Origin of the sequence: Exiguobacterium sp. SH3S3 (assembly GCF_004337115.1) — a bacterium.
GTDB lineage: Bacteria > Bacillota > Bacilli > Exiguobacteriales > Exiguobacteriaceae > Exiguobacterium > Exiguobacterium aurantiacum_A.
In genome coordinates this window covers 92867-111733 of record NZ_SJUU01000003.1, presented here as the reverse complement: position 1 = coordinate 111733, position 18867 = coordinate 92867, and the positions used below count along the sequence as shown (strand labels likewise).

General features: G+C 53.6%; 20 protein-coding genes and 1 pseudogene. 10 read left to right on the top strand and 11 right to left on the bottom strand.

Annotated elements, in window-relative coordinates:
* Positions 1 to 78: 78 nt before the first annotated feature.
* Entirely contained in the window at positions 79 to 858 is a 780-nt protein-coding gene (locus tag EVJ28_RS03960; protein ID WP_131468889.1) for a helix-turn-helix domain-containing protein, read from the bottom strand.
* A 123-nt stretch (positions 859 to 981) separates the two neighbouring features.
* Here EVJ28_RS03960 and EVJ28_RS03955 point away from each other — a divergent pair, with 123 nt between their 5' ends.
* Both EVJ28_RS03955 and EVJ28_RS03950 read left to right on the top strand, forming a co-directional pair.
* Entirely contained in the window at positions 982 to 2631 is a 1650-nt protein-coding gene (locus EVJ28_RS03955; RefSeq protein ID WP_131457934.1) for a glycoside hydrolase family 13 protein, read from the top strand.
* A gap of 102 nt (positions 2632 to 2733) precedes the next feature.
* Positions 2734 to 3240: a flavodoxin domain-containing protein gene (locus tag EVJ28_RS03950; protein ID WP_131457933.1), complete on the top strand. Its 507-nt coding sequence runs from the start codon at positions 2734 to 2736 to the stop codon at positions 3238 to 3240.
* Here EVJ28_RS03950 and EVJ28_RS03945 read toward each other — a convergent pair.
* Entirely contained in the window at positions 3204 to 4802 is a 1599-nt protein-coding gene (locus EVJ28_RS03945; RefSeq protein WP_131488043.1) for a glycoside hydrolase family 55 protein, read from the bottom strand. The genes EVJ28_RS03950 and EVJ28_RS03945 overlap by 37 nt on opposite strands.
* Before the next feature lie 265 nt (positions 4803 to 5067).
* On the opposite strand from EVJ28_RS03945, the gene EVJ28_RS03940 reads away from it, so the two are divergent.
* The 5 genes from EVJ28_RS03940 to EVJ28_RS03920 all read left to right on the top strand — a co-directional run bounded on the left by EVJ28_RS03940 (position 5068) and on the right by EVJ28_RS03920 (position 7994).
* Entirely contained in the window at positions 5068 to 5268 is a 201-nt protein-coding gene (locus tag EVJ28_RS03940; protein WP_016507985.1) for a cold-shock protein, read from the top strand.
* A 125-nt stretch (positions 5269 to 5393) separates the two neighbouring features.
* Positions 5394 to 5807 carry a pyridoxamine 5'-phosphate oxidase family protein gene (locus tag EVJ28_RS03935; protein ID WP_070328358.1) on the top strand — a complete coding sequence of 138 codons (414 nt, stop codon included), beginning with the start codon at positions 5394 to 5396 and terminating at the stop codon, positions 5805 to 5807.
* Positions 5808 to 6020: 213 nt separating this feature from the next.
* Positions 6021 to 6797, top strand: coding sequence for an RNA-guided endonuclease TnpB family protein (locus EVJ28_RS03930; protein ID WP_131488040.1), 777 nt, complete (start codon positions 6021 to 6023; stop codon positions 6795 to 6797).
* Between the two features lie 314 nt (positions 6798 to 7111).
* A complete protein-coding gene (locus EVJ28_RS03925; RefSeq protein WP_070328356.1) occupies positions 7112 to 7615 on the top strand; it encodes a DoxX family membrane protein in 504 nt (167 codons plus the stop codon).
* A gap of 82 nt (positions 7616 to 7697) precedes the next feature.
* Positions 7698 to 7994, top strand: coding sequence for a DUF3817 domain-containing protein (locus EVJ28_RS03920; protein ID WP_021068057.1), 297 nt, complete (start codon positions 7698 to 7700; stop codon positions 7992 to 7994).
* 25 nt (positions 7995 to 8019) lie between these two features.
* Here the strand turns inward: EVJ28_RS03920 and EVJ28_RS03915 are convergent, their stop codons facing one another.
* From EVJ28_RS03915 to EVJ28_RS03905, 3 genes are all read right to left on the bottom strand, one after another.
* Positions 8020 to 8328, bottom strand: a complete 309-nt coding sequence (locus tag EVJ28_RS03915; protein ID WP_201739261.1) for an MFS transporter — start codon at positions 8326 to 8328, stop codon at positions 8020 to 8022.
* The gene (locus EVJ28_RS03910) at positions 8322 to 8567 is read right to left on the bottom strand and encodes a hypothetical protein (RefSeq protein WP_131457929.1); all 246 of its coding nucleotides are present in this window, start codon (positions 8565 to 8567) and stop codon (positions 8322 to 8324) included. The genes EVJ28_RS03915 and EVJ28_RS03910 overlap by 7 nt, the downstream gene beginning before the upstream one ends.
* Before the next feature lie 64 nt (positions 8568 to 8631).
* Positions 8632 to 8958, bottom strand: a complete 327-nt coding sequence (locus EVJ28_RS03905) for a winged helix-turn-helix transcriptional regulator (RefSeq protein WP_071398828.1) — start codon at positions 8956 to 8958, stop codon at positions 8632 to 8634.
* A gap of 106 nt (positions 8959 to 9064) precedes the next feature.
* Between EVJ28_RS03905 and EVJ28_RS03900 the strand changes: the two genes are divergently transcribed.
* Positions 9065 to 9865 (top strand): VOC family protein, encoded by an 801-nt coding sequence (locus tag EVJ28_RS03900; RefSeq protein ID WP_131488038.1) that lies wholly within the window; start codon positions 9065 to 9067, stop codon positions 9863 to 9865.
* Positions 9866 to 9877: 12 nt separating this feature from the next.
* On the opposite strand, the gene EVJ28_RS03895 is transcribed toward EVJ28_RS03900, so the two are convergent.
* A complete protein-coding gene (locus tag EVJ28_RS03895) occupies positions 9878 to 10870 on the bottom strand; it encodes a 5'-3' exonuclease (RefSeq protein ID WP_070328350.1) in 993 nt (330 codons plus the stop codon).
* Positions 10871 to 11063: 193 nt separating this feature from the next.
* Complete coding sequence (locus tag EVJ28_RS03890) at positions 11064 to 12374, bottom strand: hemolysin family protein (protein WP_071398830.1); 1311 nt, start codon at positions 12372 to 12374, stop codon at positions 11064 to 11066.
* Between the two features lie 202 nt (positions 12375 to 12576).
* On the opposite strand from EVJ28_RS03890, the gene EVJ28_RS03885 reads away from it, so the two are divergent.
* A complete protein-coding gene (locus EVJ28_RS03885; RefSeq protein WP_131470258.1) occupies positions 12577 to 13374 on the top strand; it encodes a glucose 1-dehydrogenase in 798 nt (265 codons plus the stop codon).
* A gap of 41 nt (positions 13375 to 13415) precedes the next feature.
* Here EVJ28_RS03885 and EVJ28_RS03880 read toward each other — a convergent pair whose 3' ends face one another.
* The gene (locus tag EVJ28_RS03880; RefSeq protein ID WP_131488036.1) at positions 13416 to 15371 is read right to left on the bottom strand and encodes a HAMP domain-containing sensor histidine kinase; all 1956 of its coding nucleotides are present in this window, start codon (positions 15369 to 15371) and stop codon (positions 13416 to 13418) included.
* Positions 15372 to 15587: 216 nt separating this feature from the next.
* On the opposite strand from EVJ28_RS03880, the pseudogene EVJ28_RS14275 reads away from it, so the two are divergent.
* Positions 15588 to 15821 (top strand): annotated as a pseudogene (locus tag EVJ28_RS14275) (PadR family transcriptional regulator); the annotation flags it as partial.
* Positions 15822 to 15894: 73 nt separating this feature from the next.
* Here EVJ28_RS14275 and EVJ28_RS03870 read toward each other — a convergent pair.
* From EVJ28_RS03870 to EVJ28_RS03860, 3 genes are read right to left on the bottom strand one after another with little or no spacing between them, the layout of a single operon-like run.
* Complete coding sequence (locus tag EVJ28_RS03870) at positions 15895 to 16590, bottom strand: LutC/YkgG family protein (RefSeq protein WP_131457924.1); 696 nt, start codon at positions 16588 to 16590, stop codon at positions 15895 to 15897.
* A complete protein-coding gene (locus tag EVJ28_RS03865) occupies positions 16587 to 17990 on the bottom strand; it encodes a LutB/LldF family L-lactate oxidation iron-sulfur protein (protein WP_131469352.1) in 1404 nt (467 codons plus the stop codon). The genes EVJ28_RS03870 and EVJ28_RS03865 overlap by 4 nt, the downstream gene beginning before the upstream one ends.
* A gap of 2 nt (positions 17991 to 17992) precedes the next feature.
* Positions 17993 to 18730, bottom strand: coding sequence for a (Fe-S)-binding protein (locus EVJ28_RS03860; RefSeq protein WP_131457923.1), 738 nt, complete (start codon positions 18728 to 18730; stop codon positions 17993 to 17995).
* Positions 18731 to 18867: the final 137 nt, after the last annotated feature.

Sequence of the window (18867 nt, the reverse complement as noted above, 5' to 3'; positions counted from 1 at the left end):
ATCGCTCCTTTTTTGTGAGTGGTTGTCGTTGTTTACACCCATCTAACGGAGCGATTCAAAAAATGGATCACTTTTTGATTATTTTTTTTCGTTTTTTTGTTGAAGTGTGCGGTACACCCCTGGTGCGACGCCATATTTCCGTTTAAAAATTCGGTGGAAATAGGGATACGTTCGAAACCCGGACAGCTCGGCGATCCGTTCGAGCGAGTGTTGTGTATACCGCATTTGCTCTTCGGCGAGCTGAAGCCGGATCGTGTGCGCGTACTCGATGATCGTCATCCCGGTCACTTCCTTAAAGAGGTGCACGGTCCGCGACACGCTCAAGCCGACGGCAGCGGCGACGTCGTCAATTTTGAAGTCGGCGGTGACGTTTCCTTCTATATAACGCATCATGCGAGACACGACCGGGGGACGTACATTCGTCCGGACGTCTCGCATCGACCGATCGAGCATGAGCAGAAGCGCCTCGGTCAACTTCTCGATCAACGCTGTGCTCTGTTCATCGGTCGGTCGTCGTGCCTCTTCCGTGACGTGTTGCCAAAGCGACAGGAGGCGAGGGTCAATCGAGATCGTGGTGAGCTGTGAGCGGGTAGTCGTCGACCACCAGGCGTCGAGCGTCGGACCAGCGCAGAACAAATGATAGTCGCCACTCGCCGGGGTATCGATATTCAACTCATAGTAGTCACCCGGTTTGACGAGCAACAGATCGCCGGGGTGCGCGACGTATGTCTCCCCGTTGACGAGGATTCGGGCCGACCCTTCAGTCTGCAAGCGGATCAAGTACGTGTCCAACCGGTTGGCGAACGGAAAAGTATATGCTGCTGTGTGATACGAATAGCCACAAAAGCCGATTTCCATCGAATTACTCCTTTATAATAGCAAGATTGTGCATATCTTAATCATATCATGGATAGGCACAGGCGGCGGGACAAGGTACGATGATGACGTCAGATTTGAACCGATGATGAGGAGGAGACTTTTATGAAACAATGGTGGAAAGAAGCGGTCGTCTATCAGATTTATCCGCGCAGCTTTAACGACTCGAACGGGGACGGAATCGGGGACATCCCGGGCATCACGGAAAAGATGTCCTATTTGGCTGAACTCGGGATCGACGTCATCTGGTTGTCACCGGTGTACGATTCGCCGAACGATGACAACGGCTATGACATCCGCGACTACCGTGCGATTATGGATGAGTTCGGGACGATGGACGATTTCGATGCGATGCTCGAAGAGGCGCACCGTCACGGCATCAAGATCATGATGGACCTCGTCGTCAACCATTCTTCCGATGAGCACCAATGGTTCATGGAGTCTCGGTCTTCGAAAGACAGCCCGTACCGCGACTACTACATTTGGAAAAAAGGCGAGAACGGTCAGCCGCCGACGAACTGGGGGGCTTTCTTTGGCGGCAGCGCGTGGGCGTACGATGAAGCGAGCGACGAATATTATCTGCACTTGTTCAGTAAGAAACAGCCCGACTTGAACTGGGAGTCGGAGACGCTGCGCCGCGAAGTGTACGATTTGATGGCTTACTGGCTCGACAAAGGCGTCGACGGTTTCCGGATGGACGTCATCAATATGATCTCGAAAGACCAAAGCTATCCGGACGGGAAGACGCGCGGGACGGGCTACGGAGACGGAACGCCGTTCTTCTTCAACGGGCCGCGCATCCATGAGTTCATGCAAGAGATGAATCGTGAAGTGTTGTCGAAGTACGATACAATCACGGTCGGGGAGATGCCGGGTGTCAGCGTCGACGAGGCGAAGCTCTACACTGGTGAAGACCGTGACGAGCTCAACATGGTGTTCCATTTCGAGCACGTCGACGTCGGCAACGGTAGCTTTGGGAAGTGGAATCCGACCGACTGGAAGCTGACGGAGCTGAAGACGATCTTCTCGCGTTGGCAAGAAGGACTCGAGGAAGAGGGGTGGAACAGCCTGTATTGGAGCAACCACGACCAACCGCGGGCGATTTCGCGATTCGGCAACGATTCGGATGAGTACCGGGTCGTCTCTGGCAAGATGCTTGCGACACTCCTGCACATGTTGAAAGGGACGCCGTACATTTATCAGGGCGAAGAGTTCGGCATGACGAACGTCGCGTTCGACTCGATCGACAAGTACCGTGACATCGAGACGCTCAACGCGTATCGCGATTACACATCGAACGATTTGTTGACGCACGAGGAGATCTTCCGCGGCATCCACGCCCGCGGACGCGACAATTCGCGGACGCCGGTCCAATGGTCGGCTGACGCGCAAGGTGGGTTCACGACCGGTACGCCGTGGATCGATGTCAATCCGAACTACGTTGACGTGAACGCGGAAGCGGCACGTCTTGATCCGAATTCACTCTTCCATTACTACCGTCAGTTGATCGCGCTGCGGAAACAGAATCCGGTCGTCGTCTACGGGAAGTATGAGCTGTTGCTCCCTGAAGACGAAGCCGTCTACGCGTTCACGCGGGCGCTCGAAGGAGAGACGTGGCTCGTGCTGTGCAACTTCTCTGCTGAAACACAAGAACGGACATTGCCGTATGACGTCAAAGACCGTGTCATCGGCAACATGGAGCCAATCGAACCGTTCACGCTTCGTCCGTACGAGGCACAAGTGTATAAACTATGACAAAAAACTCGCCCAAGCGGCGAGTTTTTTTCGGGCGTATAGTATTCTCCAAGGCATTCGGGAATAGGAAGAGTAGATTCCGACTTAAAAGGGGGAAACGAGATGAAGACGTTGATTGCGTATACGTCACGATATGGTACGAGCGAGAAAGTCGCCCATCTTTTGGCCGCACGGTTGTCCGGAAACGTCCACGTTCAAAACTTGGTCGATGAGCCAGACGTCGATTGGGCAACGGTCGACCACGTCATCGTCGGGGGATCGATCCGGATGGGGAAAGTCCAAGACGAGCTGACCGACTGGTTGAAGCAAAATGAAGTCCAATTGCTTGAACGTCCGCTCGGATTGTACTTGTGCGCCGGCACGCCGACCGCGGCGGAGCGGCAACGTGAGCTCGAAGGCGCGTACGGGGAACATTTACGAGCACACGCCTACTTCGTCGAAGTCGTCGGTAGCGGCTATGACTTTGAGCGGATGGGCTTCCTCGACAAAGCCATCGTCCGGATGATGGCCAAACAGACGGTCAGTTCGCTCAATTTGGACGAAGCACGGTTGAATGAGCTCGTCGAGTCGGCTCAAGCGTCACTTCGCACCCGATCTGAGAAACCATAAGCGAATAAGTCGTGCGCTTCGACCGGGCTACTCGTGGAGATGAGGACATCTCCACTTTTTTGTTCGCCTTCGATGTGTTTTAGCACGACGTTAGCGAGCTGTCCGCCGATCTTTACAGAGATCGGGGCCGAATTCCGGCACGTGACATCTTCGATTGTGACGTGATCGGTCCGGTTGTCGCCGCCGAACAGTTCGATGTCGGCGCGGCTGGAAACGAACCCGCTTGTGGCAATTCGTTTTAATTGAACGTTCCGAGACTTATACTGGACGGCGAGCGCTGGATGTCCTGTATAATCATAGGACGGGTCACCGATGGCCGTAAAGCCATGGATCAATACGTCTTGATACGCCGATACGACGAGGCTACGGGGCGATGACTTGGCGTATAGCTTCGAGCGTACCGGTTCAATCGATAGTAAATTCGTTCCCGAGATGAATCGCGCCGTCTTCGACTCGGGGTCGTCGGCCAAGTGGTGTCCGATGTGGCGAAAATTGAAGGACCGATTATCACGATACGAGACGTGCCCAAAAATATGGACGTCATGGGCGGCCGAGGACGTACCGTGGGCTTTCACCTCGACTCCTCCAAAACAACCTTCCGTCATATTGTTGACGAGCACGACGTGACGCGAACCGTCATCGACCTCGATGCCGTTTGAATTGGAGAAGCCGTGGGCGTGCGTACGTCCGTGCGGGTGATGACAGTAGCAGTTCGTGATGTAGATGGCGTCGCTATGATGCGTCGTGATGCCGTCGTCCCCATAGTTCGTCGCCTCGCAGCGATCGAGCCAGATGTAGCGGCTGCCTTTTTTGGCACGCAACCCGTCCCCGAGGTAATGGTAGTGAGGGGCGGTGATATCGAACGCGTGCAGTCCGGCACCTTTGGCGGTGACGTGATGGACCCAGGCGAATTTGACGTAGGCGAACGTCAACGCGCTCGAAGCCGTGTCTCCACTCGACGTCCGATCGACGTCGCCAAGGCGCTCGACGTTCCAGTCGAGCGTCAGATGGGCGACCTCGATGTGATGGTTCCCATAAAACGGTGTCGCATTTCGCAGCAGCCGGCGATGCTTCGGTGTGCCGTCGGCCAAGCGTAATACCGTGTTCTGCTGTCCCGCACCTTCGAGCACGCAGTTCGAGGGGATCCGGACGCCACGGACGATATAGACACCGGCCGGCACGTGGACGTGGCGGTTCGACCGAAGCGCGAGCCGGAATGCGAGCGTGCAGTCCGTCTTGCCGTCCCCGACGGCCCCGTAATCGGTCACGTCGACGTGATGGCGTGTCATCTGCAGTAAATTCAAATGTTCCGCGTCGAGACGACGCATCCAGACGGGCCGGACGAGATCGTCGACGACCTCGAGCGGGAGTGCACTCGTCACCGGTGTGATTCGTTCCGTCATCGGCAAGTGGGAGCGGTACGACTTCGATTGGTCAGGATAATGGTCGTGTCGCGTCGCCTGATGCCAAGCGAGCGTCTCCGTCAATAGCTCATCTGTCGACCAGGCCGCGTGACGGGCGATGGTGGCAGCGATATGCGTGCGGTCAATTTGATTCATCATATGAGTCGTCCTCCTAACGTTCACTACATGTGATGTACCCGTTTTGAAATTATTTTTAGCAAACCGAAGTATTTAGTAGACAGAAGCATTTATCCATGGTATATTACATATGTGCTTAATTAAGAATAGCTGGAAACATAATTCACAATCGCTTGGGATTATTTTTCATGAAAGATAATCCAACAAGTTTTGTGCTTTTTTTTGGTCAGTTTTTTCTAGTAAGGCACTACTAGAACGCACAGCGTTTATTTCAGGAGGGTTCATTATGAACACAGGTAAAGTAAAATGGTTTAACTCAGAAAAAGGTTACGGCTTCATCGAAATGGAAGGCGGAGACGACGTATTCGTACACTTCTCAGCAATCCAAGGCGACGGCTTCAAGACACTTGAAGAAGGCCAAGCAGTAACTTTCGAAATCACTGACGGAGCTCGTGGCCCACAAGCTTCTAACGTTGAAAAAATCTAATCTTCCTTTCTAAGGAATTTTATAACCTGCTCGCTTCGGCGAGCAGGTTTTTTCGTGTCTTCGTGTTTAATCAAATGCCGCAAGGGAATGATTATACGAGTGACTATGATAAGGGGGCTTTTTAAATGGATGCTAAAACAACGGCACAACAAATTCTAGATGCAAGCAACGTCGGAACGATGGCCACGGTATATAAAGGGAAGCCGCACAGCCGATACATGACGTTTTTCCATGACGGTCTGACACTCTATACGGCAACCTCGAAAGATACGGATAAAGTCGATGAGTTGAAGAACAATCCGTACACGCACGTCTTGATCGGCTACGACGGGGACGGGGTCGGCGACACGTATCTCGAGATTTTAGGAGAGACGTCGGTGTCTGATGACGAGTCGATGAAAGAAAAAGTGTGGAACGAAAAACTTGAGGGCTGGTTCGACGGCCCGGATGATCCAAAACTCGTCATTTTAAAAATCTCACCGCAATCGATGCGTGTGATGAATAAAAAAGGCCAACCGCCACAACAAGTTGATCTTTAACATAATTAAGCGAGAATTCTCCCACCTCTAAGCGTCTGGGGCGAGGCCCAGCGTAGGTGGGAGATGAATCGCCCGTACATAAACCTCTTGGCCACCCCTGTGACAGATATGACGAACAGAAGTTCGTGATTCCGTCAGATTTCCCTTCCCCCGCTGCGGGTATCGGATGAGGAAGACGTTCATCACGATCATCGGCCGAGAGGAGGTGGAGACATGCTGAAGGGCTACAAATACAGGCTCTACCCGACGACGGCACAGGCCGATTTCCTGGTCAAGACGATCGGATGCGCCCGCTTCATCTACAACAAGCTGCTCGAGGACCGCATCACCATCCACGAGGAGGCGAAGGCGAGCGGCGGGCCGAAGCGGAAGCCGCCGACACCGGCCTCGTACAAGCCGCTGTTCCCGTTCCTGTGTGAGGCGGACAGCCTCGCGCTCGCCAACGCGAAGCTTCACTTCGCCGTCATGACGAACGACGCGCTCGTGACGGAGAAGATCCCGAACCCGCGCAACCTGCGCGAGGCCGAGGAACGGCTGAGACGGGCGCAGCGCGCGCTCTCCCGCAAGAAGCCCGGCAGCCGGAACCGCGAGAAGGCGCGGCTCTTATTGGCCAAAAAGCATGAAAAGGTACGGAACCGCCGACATGACTTCCTCCACAAGCTGTCACGACGCATCGTCGACGAGAACCAAGTCGTCGTCGTCGAGACGCTGAAACCGAGGGAGATGATGCAGGACCGCCGCCTGGCAAAGTCGATCGGGGACGCCGGATGGGGCGAGTTCGTCCGCCAGCTCGCCTACAAATGCAGGTTCCACGGCCGCACACTGATCAAGGCCGACCCGTGGTTCGCCTCGACCCAGGTTTGTTCGGCCTGTGGCGAGAACGGCGGCAAGAAGGACCTGCACGTCCGCGAGTGGACATGCGCCGCATGCGGCACGCACCATGACCGCGACGTCAACGCGAGCCTCAACCTGTTGGGTCTCGCCGACTGAAACACTCCAGGGCAGGGACTGCCCGACGAGCTTGGTCCACAACCGTGGCTGGTCAAAGCACGGTCTTCCCAAGAAGCTCCCACTTCAAGTTGCGAAGCAAATAAGTGGTGAGTAGTTCACAGCAGTGGAAGCGATGTCTCGAGTAGACATTGCTTTTTTTGGTACAATTTCCAAAAAGTGACTAACATGTGACCCGCATATGACCGAAACGTGAACTATTATCTCAAGCTATGTGAAAACATGAACATGGGTGGTATATTGTGAATGTAATCATATATAAGCCATCATTCAACCATTCAAAAGGAGGAATTATCATGTTCACAAAGTTTTGGCAAAACCACAACATCGCAACCGGCATCTTGACGGTGTTACGGATCTGGCTCGGCTATCAATGGCTCACAGCCGGATGGGGTAAAATCACGGGCGGCTTCGGGTCAGGCGGTTACCTTCAAAACGCAGCTTCACTCGCGACGGGAGATCACCCGGCGGTCGCCGGATGGTGGGCAGCTTTCCTTGAAAACTTCGCAATCCCAAACGCAGCACTTTTCGATATCTTAATTCCGTATGGTGAGTTCTTGGTCGGTCTCGGTCTCTTGCTTGGCGCCCTCACACGCAGCGCGGCTTTCTTCGGACTCGTCATGAACATGGCGTTCTTATTGTCAGGAACGGTCAGCACGAACCCGACGATGTTGATCGTGTCGGTCTTGATTCTCGTCGCGGGCTACAACGCAGGCAAAATCGGCGTCGACGGCTTGTTCCTTCGCCGCTTCGTCGAAACGAAAATTGCGCATCGTTCACCAAATCGTCAAATAGCCTAACGACTTTCTAACGTTCTCCTGTGACAAACTTCACCTCTATCGGCTACGATGAACGTAGCATCGATTAAAAAGGAGAACGGATATGAACGCAACTCGATTCAAATGGCTCGGTTATACAGAGGGGATGTCATTCCTGCTCTTATTGTTGATCGCAATGCCGCTCAAGTATTTGGCTGGCATGCCGCTAGCCGTCAGCATCGTCGGTGCGGCCCATGGTTTCCTGTTCGTCGCTTACGTGGCGGCAGCGGTTTACATGGCGTGGCGCTTCAACTGGGGCTTCAAAGTGTTAGTCCTCGCGGTCATGGCTTCGGTCATCCCGTTCGGACCGTTCTTGTTAGAGAAACGAGTCCTTCCATCAACAGAGAAGACATCGAACTGAAAAACGTTCGATGTCTTTTTTTCGTTCATTGACGCGTCGGCGCGCTTTCGACTTCAGCCAGTACCGTCGCTTTTTCAGCCGCGATATCGTGACGGATGCGATGCATCGCGAACAGCGTGATTGAAAGCAGGCATACCATGCAAATCGCATAAAGTGACGTGACCGACATCCATTCGCTCAATAACCCGAACGACACGAAACCGAGCGGGGTGATCCCCATCGCGAGCGATTCGAGGACGCCCATGACACGACCGAGGTAGCTTGGTTCCGTGTTCGTCTGCAAAAACAGTTGGATGGGAATATTGACGCGGATGATGAAGAAACCGCTCAACAAAGCGAATCCGGTGAGGAAGACGATGGCGGGTGTGACCGAGAAGTCGAAATAGAGCGGGACGGCCGGGCCGATTTTGCTTTATGTTGTGTCCAAACAGACGGTTCAAATTGAAGCGTGAAGCCGTGGCGTGCGAACGTCGTCTCGGCGTCGTGAAGTAAACTATGACGCGCGGCTGGTACTCCGGACGACGGGGCGGTTACGCCGACGTGGCGACCGGTCAACTGTGGATAACGAATCATGAGATCCTCCTGTGGATAAGTGATGGGCAGTGATACGGAAATGAGTTATCCACATGTGGACAATTTATTTTTGTTGCATGCGCGCAGCGTGCTTCATGCCCCAAGCGTTCATCGTCTCGAGTACCGGGATAAGCGTCTTGCCGTACTCGCTCAACTGATAGTCGACGCGCGGCGGGACTTCCGGATAGACGGTACGGATGATGATATCTTGCTCTTCTAAGTCACGCAACTGGGCTGTCAAAATCTTTTGGCTAATGTTCGGGAGCGAGCGTTTCAGTTCACTGAACCGGAGCGTCCCCCCGTTGATGAGCGCGAGTAAAATCGATGGTTTCCATTTACCGGTGATCAGTTCGAGTGCGGTATCGACTTCACAGCTTGAGATCATCGTCATGAGTCTCGCTCCTCTCTAAGTATCCTTTCGGTAACTATACCACCTTTTTGTGCCGTCTTCTGCAAACGGGACACGGCATGTATAGTAAAGAGAGAGGTGAGAAAACATGAAATTAACCAATATCCAACTCGGATCGGTCACGCTCCGGGTCAGTGAATTAGAAAACATGAAACAGTTTTACGAACACGTCATTGGAATGGACGTACTCGAAGTCGGTAGCGACCGCGTCACGCTCGGTGCGCCGAATACGCCGCTCGTCGTCTTGCATGAAGTCAAAGGTGTCCGTCCGAACCGGAAGGCGGCCGGCTTGTTCCACATGGCAATCTTGCTGCCGGACCGCGTCGAACTCGGACGCATTCTCCGTCATTTGATCGAGCGACGGATTGAAGTCGGTCAAGGCGACCATTTGGTCAGTGAGGCGTTTTATTTGAACGATCCGGAAGGGAACGGCATCGAGCTGTATGCCGATCGGCCACGTGAGCAGTGGGAATATGAAGCGAACGGTCACGTGAAGATGTCGACCGATCCGGTTGAGTACGAATCGATGCTCGAGGCGGCAGCGGACCGTCCGTTCACAGGTCTTCCTGTCGGGACGACGATGGGACACGTTCACTTTAAAGTACGTTCCCTCGAAGCGGCCAAGTTATTCTATCAACATCGACTCGGGTTTACCGTCACGACCGATTCATACCCGGGCGCACTGTTCCTCGCGGCCGACGGGTATCATCATCACATCGGTGCGAACGCCTGGGCCCGTCCGACTGAACCGATGAACGACGAGGCGGGACTAGAAGCTTGGACGCTTTTTGTCGACGCTTCGACGAACCACGAACTCGGAGGGACGACGTCGGAATGGTCGCTCACCGACGCCGATGGGATTACGGTCAATATAAAAAGCGTGGACTAATGTCCGCGCTTTTTAACGTGCTGAAATTTTCTTTTGACTCGAATCAAACGAGAGGCGAATGCCGCGTTTTTGATACGCTTGTTCGACCCGTTTTGAATTGATGCTGAGCTCAAGATGAGCCAGTTTCAAATGTTCAAGTTCTGGCACCGTGACATCGAGACGGACGAGCTCCATGTTGCGCTCGGCTTTTTTGCGTGTACGTCTCAAGTTACGGGGCACTTCCTCTGACGTCAGTGCCGCGATCGTTTCATTGATCAGTTGTCGTTTATCGCCTTTGACGCTAAGCGCCGTGTAAAGCTTATCGAGCGAACCGAAGCGTTTGATCAACTGTACCGATTGACTTTCGTCAAGGCCGGCTACAGGTGGGATGCCGTCTGAACGGTCTCCCGTCAACGCTTTGACCGCTGAGAGCTGTTTCGGCTTCAATCCTTCGTACAACGCTGCAATCTCCTCAGGACGAATCTCGAGATGTCGCTTGAGTGGGAGCGGACGGTTGTCTTGGATATCACAACGAGCTTGCATTTGCTGAAGCTCCTGTGTTTGAAGCCATACTGTGATACGTGGGCTCACGAGCTGAAGCAAGTCTTTATCCTTCGTCATGATAACGACAGGCGCGCTGCAGCTGAACTTCCGAGCGATGTGGGCAATCAAATCTTCTCCCTCATAGCCTTCGACTTGATATTGCGGGATTCCGCTCTCTTCAAGCAATTGGCGCATGAGTTCCATTTGAGCCTTCAACTCGGGTGGTGTCTGGCGACGGCGGCGTTTATAGCCGGGATAAAGTTCGCGACGCCACAATGTTTCACGTGAGACGTCCCATACGACGACAAAATGAGACGGACGATGTCTGCGTAGAATCGTCCGGATGAGGCCGGTCATACCGATGACGGCACTCCGATCGTTTTTAGATACCTCGCGTCCTTTTTTCGTTCGGCTCGCGGCGGCACCGTAGTAGGCACTGGCCAGCATGGAGTTTCCGTCAATTAAAAATAGTTTACGTTCCATGCGTAACCTTCTTTCTGTAGTTGTTGGACCGAACATTAATGAACTGTTCGGTGATGTTGTGTCAATGAGTGGCACGCACTCAAATTAGCAACATATGTGCAGTATATCACGACAAGCCTTGAAAATATAGCGACAGTTCGAGCGGCAATCGAAAAGCCCTCCCTAATGTTCAAGGGAGGGCGGTCAAAGACACTTAGTCCATTTCGGCTCGAAGCTGGTCTTTATGCGCAAGAATCAAGTCGACGAAGACGATGCGGTGATTGTCGATCTCGCGGACGATCAGTTCGTGCTCACCTGGCAGGACGAAACGTTCGCCGGTGCGTGCATTCGCTTTTTGCGAGAGGACGAAACCACCAATTGTGTCGACGTCATCCTCGATCTCAATGCCGAAGCGCTCTTCGATCTCTTGCGTGAGCACGAGACCAGACAAGCGATAATGTCCTGGATTGACTTCAGTGATCTCGGCTTGTTCGTCCCGGTCGAACTCGTCGCGAATCTCACCGACGATCTCTTCAAGGATGTCTTCGATCGTGAGCAGGCCGGCGGTGCCGCCGTACTCATCGATGACGAGACACATCATCGTCCGTGCGTTCTGCATTTTCACCATCGCTTCTTGGAGCGGTGTGAACTCCGTGACGAGAGGTAACTGATGGATAAACGATTCAAGCGGGGCGTCACTCTTGACGAGTTGGGCCGTGAACACTTGTTTGGCGTTAATAAAACCGAGTACGTCATCGCGGTCACCGTCTCGTGTGACCGGATAGCGCGTATATTGATGCTCTTGGACGGTCGCGATAATCGTCTCGATCGAGTCTTCTTCATCGATCGTCACCATATTCATCCGCGGCACCATCGCATCTTTTGCAACACGTTCATCAAACGAGAAGATATTTTGAACGTAAGCGAGTTCGTTCTCGTTGATTTCGCCACTTCGAAAACTCTCCGTCATGATAATTTTGAGTTCTTCCTCCGAGTGCGCCGTCTCTTGCGCCGTCGTCTTGACACCGAACAAGCGGAGCGTGAGCCGGGCCATACTGTTGAGCACCCGGATGAACGGGTACAACAGCTTCGTGAAGAAATAGAGCGGCCGGGCGACGAGCAGCGTCAATTTCTCGGCTTCATGTACGGCGAGCGTCTTCGGGACAAGTTCGCCGATGACGACGTGTAAAAAGGCGATTAGCAAAAAGGCGATTAAGAACGACAGGAATGTGGAAACCGACGGCGAGACGCTTAAGCGGTCGACGAGCGGTTGAATCATTCCTTCGATTTGATCGGCACCGATCCAACCAAGGCCGAGCGCGGCGAGCGTGATGCCGAACTGCGAGGCGGATAGCGAGTCATCGAGGTTCTCGATGACTTTTTTAGCGACGGACGCTCGTGAGTTTCCTTCGAGCACGAGTTGGTCGAGCCGTGCGCTCCGGACTTTGACGATTGAAAATTCGGCCGCCACGAAAAAGGCGGTCATGAAGATGAGAAAGGCGACGATCAATAAACTGAGTAACATGGGACTGTCCAAAAATTCCCCAAAAAATCGGGGATTCACCTCCATAAGAATAAGTTTGTACGTTTTTCAGGCAAATCCTGAAAACGAATAGTTTGTTTCAGTATAGTAGATTTCCCATAAATATTCAAAAGACAGCCCGAAAGGTTTCATGAAGAGGGGGAATGCGGGAACTACAAACCGAGAAGACGAAAGGGGAACCGACATGGCAAATTATCCAGAACTTCAAGGGAAAGTCGCAGTAATCACAGGCAGTTCAAAAGGAATCGGACGAGCGGTGGCCGAACGCTATGCGAAAGAAGGCGTCAGCGTCGTCTTAAATTATAGAAGCAGTGAAGACGAGATGAAGGAAGTCATCCGCGGCATCGAGGCGGCCGGAGGCAAAGCCGTCGCTGTCCAAGGTGACGTCGCCGAAGAAGGGCTCGCCGAGAAGATGATCGAAAAAGCAGTGTCTGAATTTGGACAGATGGACATTTTCGTCAACAACGCCGGTGTCCAAGTCGAAGCGAAAACGCACGAAATGGAGCTCGACAACTGGCAGAAAATTATCGATACGAACCTGACTGGGACGTTCCTAGGGGTGCGGGCCGCACTCAAGTACTTCGTCAAACATGATCTGAAAGGAAACATCATCAACATGTCTTCGGTGCACGAGGTGATCCCACGCCCAGGCTATACGCATTATGCGGCGAGTAAAGGCGGGGTCAAGATGTTCACGAAGTCGGTCGCGCTCGAATATGCGGCGAATCAAATTCGGGTCAACGCCATCGCGCCTGGTGCGATCGACACACCAATCAACAAAGAGACGATGCGAGACCCAGAAGAGAAGACAGGGCTCGAAGCGCTCATCCCGACCCATAAGATCGGGCGGCCGGAACAGATTGCTGCGGTGGCAGCGTGGCTCGCGTCAGACGAATCGTCTTACGTCACGGGCACGACCATCTTTGCTGACGGTGGCTTGTCGCTCTATCCGGCATTCGGTCCAGAAAGCAAAGTTCAATAACATAAGGGATGGCTCGCCCGAGGCGAGTCATCCCTTATTGTTTAGCCGCTCATTTGATCTTCCTCGATATATTTCGGCAAGACGATCGTGAACGTCGATCCGAGACCGACACGTGAGTCGACCCGGATCGTCCCGTCATGCCCTTCGACAATCTCTTTACAGATGGCAAGACCGAGACCGGTGCCACCGATCTTCCGGCTGGCCGAATTGTCGACGCGATAAAACTTGTCGAACAGTTTCGGGAGCGCTGAAGTCGGAATTCCGATGCCAGAGTCCGTGACGGAAATTTCGACGCCGTCCGACTGGTCATTCGTGACGGACACCGCAACTTTTCCGCCGTTCGGTGAATATTTGATCGCGTTATGGAGCAGGTTCGTGAACAGCTGGCTGAGCCGGTTCCGGTCCCCGTACACGAGGACGTCGGTGTCACATTCAAACGATAAGTCGTGGTGTTGACTCGCGCCTTGATGGACGGCAATCGTTTCTGCCAAAATATCATACAAGCTTTCGGGCTCGTTTTGATACGTCTGTTTACCTGACTCCATCCGCTGAACGTCGAGTAAGTTGGAGATTAAATCCTCGAGACGGAGCGTCTCTTGATGAATCATCCCTAAATATTGATCGGTCCGTTCAGCCGGCATCGTCCGATAGCGCATAAGTTCGGTAAACCCGATGATGCTCGTTAAGGGGGTGCGCAGTTCATGAGACACCGTCGAGACAAGTTCTGTCTTCAAGCGGTCGACCTCGGTTTCTTGCGTCACGTCCCGGAAGACGAGCATCGTGCCGTGGCGTGTGCCACGCAAATGAATCTTTTCAGCGTACATTTGGATGAACCGTTCTTCTTGATTCATCGAGAACGTCACGCTCTCTTCCATCGCTTCGCCGTCAAACGCTCGGCGCATGAACGAGAAGAACGAGTCTTTTTGATCGACTTGGAGACCGAGTTCTTCAAGGTCGGCATCAAGCCGATACAGGTCCGTCTCGTTTTGCTTTGTGATGGCCTGATTGAACATGACGAAGAGCGCCTGGTTGGCGAGTTTCTCATGCGTCGTATGTTCAACGTAAATGACGGCATCACGGATCGAGTGCAAGAGTCGCGCGGTCTTCTCACGCTCTTCTTCGACTTGATAACGTTGCGACGACAGTGACGACGCCATTTGACGGAACGAGTCGGTCAGTTGGCCGACCTCGTTCCGGGTCGATACCAAAACAGGGACGGGTATGACCCGATCGTCGGTGAGCCGCTTGCTATTCGTGATCAACTCTTGCAGTTGACCGGTCAACCGTTGTACGTAAGGCCGAGCCGCAATGAAGAGGACGAGTAGTACGGTGAGTAGCGACAGGAGCCAGAGCACTTGCGCCCATTTCGTATGGGTGGCGAGCTGTTCACGGAGTTGGTTTTCTTCCGCGTTCAAGGCGTTGCGGTATTCGGTGAACACCGTCTCCATGTCGACGATACTCGCGCTCATGTCAGCCGCGCTCTTCGAGTTGATCTTGAATTTCCGATCGGCCTGTGCTTCGGTTTGAGGCGTCACTTTCCCGAGCGTCGGCATTTGCAGGAACGGCTCGGTGACCGTGCCTTCCCGCTTCGCGACGACGTAGCGCTCGAGGCTAGGCATGACGCGTTGTTGATAGGCTGAGAATAACGCTCGGGCATCCCCCGCATACGTCTGTTCTTTTTCTGTGACCGCGTTCGTTTCGAACCAGGCGGTCTGTGTCTCGATCAAGACTTGTTTCTCTTTGACGCGGACGAGCAACTCCTCGTCACCGAGGAGGACGTAACCGCGCATCTCATATTGCATCGACTGCCATGTCTCGAATAGCTCGGTCGCATTCGTGCGACGTTCACTGACGTTCTCGAGCGATGAAGTCGTCTCTTCGATTCGATTTTCCGTATATACGTATACGGCGAGTGAGGTGAGGAGGATCAGTCCAATGAATAAATAGAAGACGAATAAAAACTGCCTTCCGATCCGCTCGTCAATCCAAGCTTTCATAGGGACCGTTCCTTCCTGGAACTACATACATTCCGGCTGTGACAATTATTTTCTACGAGTGTCGTTCCCCTATTGTACAGATTTCGGCAGCGATATACCACTTATCGAGATGTAGTAAACATGCTAGCTAACGTCTATTGAACAATTGCGAACGATGTGTTGTTACCTAATAGATAGTGGAGGGGGTGAGAGGGATGCTAAGTTTAAAAAAGTGACATCTCAGAAGATGTGGTCTATCCGCTCCTGAGGCGGCTCACGTCGGAAGGCTACTTCACGACGTATTTGAAGGAGTCGGCAGAAAAACCGCCACGGAAATACTACGCAATCACGGAGCAAGGAAAGGCCCAGTTAGACGAATTGCGAGCGGGCGACTCGATGGGGAAAATTGACGAAGCGATGAGTGCGGGACAAGACTTTGACGTTCAAACATCGAACATTCACTTCGCTTGAAGACGACGAACGGCAGCATCACCGTCGAATAAAGAATAAACGAAAAGACTCGCCACGACGGCGAGTCTTTTCGTTAGAGATCATGTACGAGAACGTAGGCGACACGGACCGGTCCGTGGACACCGACAATCAAGTTCATCTCAATATCGGCCGAGTTTGACGGGCCCGAGATGAAGTTGACGCCTTGCGGTGAGGCGAGCTCGCCGTTGCGATCGAGTTCGGCCAGCTGTTTCGCCGCTTGCGTCATGCGGGGCACGAGCACCGATTTCGGGATGATGGCGATGTGATCTTGCGGCAACAAGCTGATCGTCCGCGATTTTCCAGGGGCCGCGTATTGGACGATGGTCGCACTTTCAGCGAGTGCTTGATCGGCAATCGTGATCCCAATGTCAGCTTTCACGGCAAGAGCGCGGCTGTCATCCGGACGCGCGGCATCCCACCAGTCGAACGCCCGGCTCGTTTCGGGTGCCCATTCCTTAATGCGTGCATCGTCCTCGGCGATAATCGTCTTGCCGTCGTATCGTTCGAGGAGAAGACGGAGCGTGTCATCGAGATGAGTCGACTCACATTCGACGACGTCGGTATGAATGCGCGTCGCGACCATACGGAACGTCTCGAGGAGTTCCTCTGTTGAAGCGTCTTTCAACACCTCGTCTTGCGGACGGTGCTTGTATACTCGTTTCGGAGGCGTCAAATCGACGTCGCGTCCGAGTTGTCCCGCGATCCGCTTTAAAAAGTCTTCACGGTTGGTGATCGTTCCTGGATTCATTGTGCATTCCCCCGTTTCTTAAACCAGTCGCGGACCGTCTGTTTGGCCGGCTGCGGCAAGTCTTTCGAGTCGGTCCAAGCTGGTAAGCCTTTGTCGATTTGCCCTGCTGTCGCAAACGGGGACGACGCGAACGGCGCGATCTGTTCGGCCGCCTCGAACAAGAACGGGCTCGATGACGTGACGGCGAAGCCTTTCATGGCGATGCGTTCGACGAACGGTGATTTTTTCTTGTCTTCGACGATGACGCGGCGATGCTCGATCAACAGTTCATGGAGCGGAATTTTGACCGGACACGCTTCCGTACAGGCACCACAAAGGCTTGACGCATACGGCAGTTCTTTATAGTTCTCGTAACCGTCGAGCAGCGGGGCGAGCACGGCGCCGATCGGTCCCGGATAAATCGAGCCGTAGGCGTGGCCGCCGATATGGCGATAGACCGGGCAGACGTTGATACATGCCGCGCAACGGATACATTGGAGCACGGACTGGAACTGAGTCCCGAGAATGCCTGACCGCTTGTTGTCGACGATGACGAGATGGAATTCGTCCGGGCCGTCGACTTCGCCGACGCTTTTCGTGCCGGCGAACGTCGTGATGTATGACGTGAGCCGTTGACCGACCGCGCTCCGGCACAACATATTGACGAGTACTTCGAACTCTTCGTAAGACGGGACGACCCGCTCCATCCCCATGACCGAGATGACGGTGTTCGGGAGTGACGTGACCATCCGGCCGTTACCTTCGTTCGTGACGAGACCAACGGCGCCGCTCTCGGCGATGGCGAAGTTACAACCGGTGATGCCGACCTCTGCTTTCAAGAAGTCTTTGCGCAGTTCACGGCGCGCGTAGCGGCCGAGCTCGGTCGGGTCGTTCGTTCCGTCGTAGCCATGGGTCGTGAACGTCTTGTGGACATCGTTCCGGTCTTTGTGGAGCGCCGGTGCGACGATGTGCGACGGTGGGTCGTTGTCGAGCTGAAGGATCCATTCCCCGAGATCCGACTCGACGACCGTACACCCTTCTTCGTGAAGCGCCTCGTTCAACCCGATCTCCTCGGTCACCATCGACTTCGATTTGACGACGTGTTTGGCGTCTTTTGCGCGCACGACTTCGCGGATATAGCGGTTCGCTTCTTCCGGCGTCTCGGCGAAGAAGACGTTGCCGCCCCGCTTCGAGATATTCTCACTCAACTGGTGTAAGTAGTAATCGAGATGCTCGAGCACGTGCTGACGAATCTCTTCCGAATGGTCGCGGAACGCTTCCCAATCCCCGAGTTCCCCGGCCGCGTTCAAACGTCCGTCGCGCAGGCGATTTTGCGCCGAGCTGACGGCTTGGCGCATGAACGGGTTATCGATCCCGTCTTTCCGCCGATCTTGAAACTTCTCGTCTAACCGAATCCCCATGCTCATGCTTGTTTCACCCCTTCGTTCAACACTTCCGCGATATGCATCACTTTGATCGGATGCCCTTGTTTATGCAGGCGTCCCCCGATGTTCATCAAACAAGACGCATCAGCGCCGATCAACACGTCGGCCCCTGATTTTAAAATTGACTCGACTTTCTCGTCGACCATCTGCACCGATACGTCCGGCATCTTGACCGAGAACGTCCCGCCGAAGCCGCAACAGTTATGTACCCCTTCGAGTGGGACCATCGTCAACCCATTAACGTTTTTCAACAACTGTCCCGGTGCCGCCTCGATCCCGAGCAAGCGCGTCATATGACACGAGGCGTGATACGTCGCTTTCGCCGGGAATTTCGCCCCGACGTCTGTCACTTCGAGCACATCGACGATGAACTGCGTCAGTTCGAACGTCTTCGCCGCATGGGCTTCGGCCCGCTCTTTCCAGACGGGATCGTCTTTGAACAAGTGCGGATAGTCGCGCATCATCATGACACACGAGCCGGACGGTCCGACGATATAGTCGGCGTCCGCTTTCTCGAACGTCTCAATCATGTGTTTGGCAATCTTTTTCGTCTCTTCATGGTAGCCGCTGTTATAGGCCGGTTGACCGCAGCACGTCTGCTCGAACGGGAAGCTGACGTCACAACCGAGATGTTCTAATAGTTCGACCGTCGCTTGTCCTACCGATGGGAATAACGTATCGGAGAGACAAGTGACGAACAACGCCACGTTTGGCATGTCCATTCCTTCTTTCCTGTTAAATGATACTTTCGAAAACGATTTCATCGCCATTATTCCATATCTTTGAGTCGGAAAACAGAAAAATGGAACGGATTTCTCAAATAATTGTAAAATAATGCCTAATTGAGAACCGG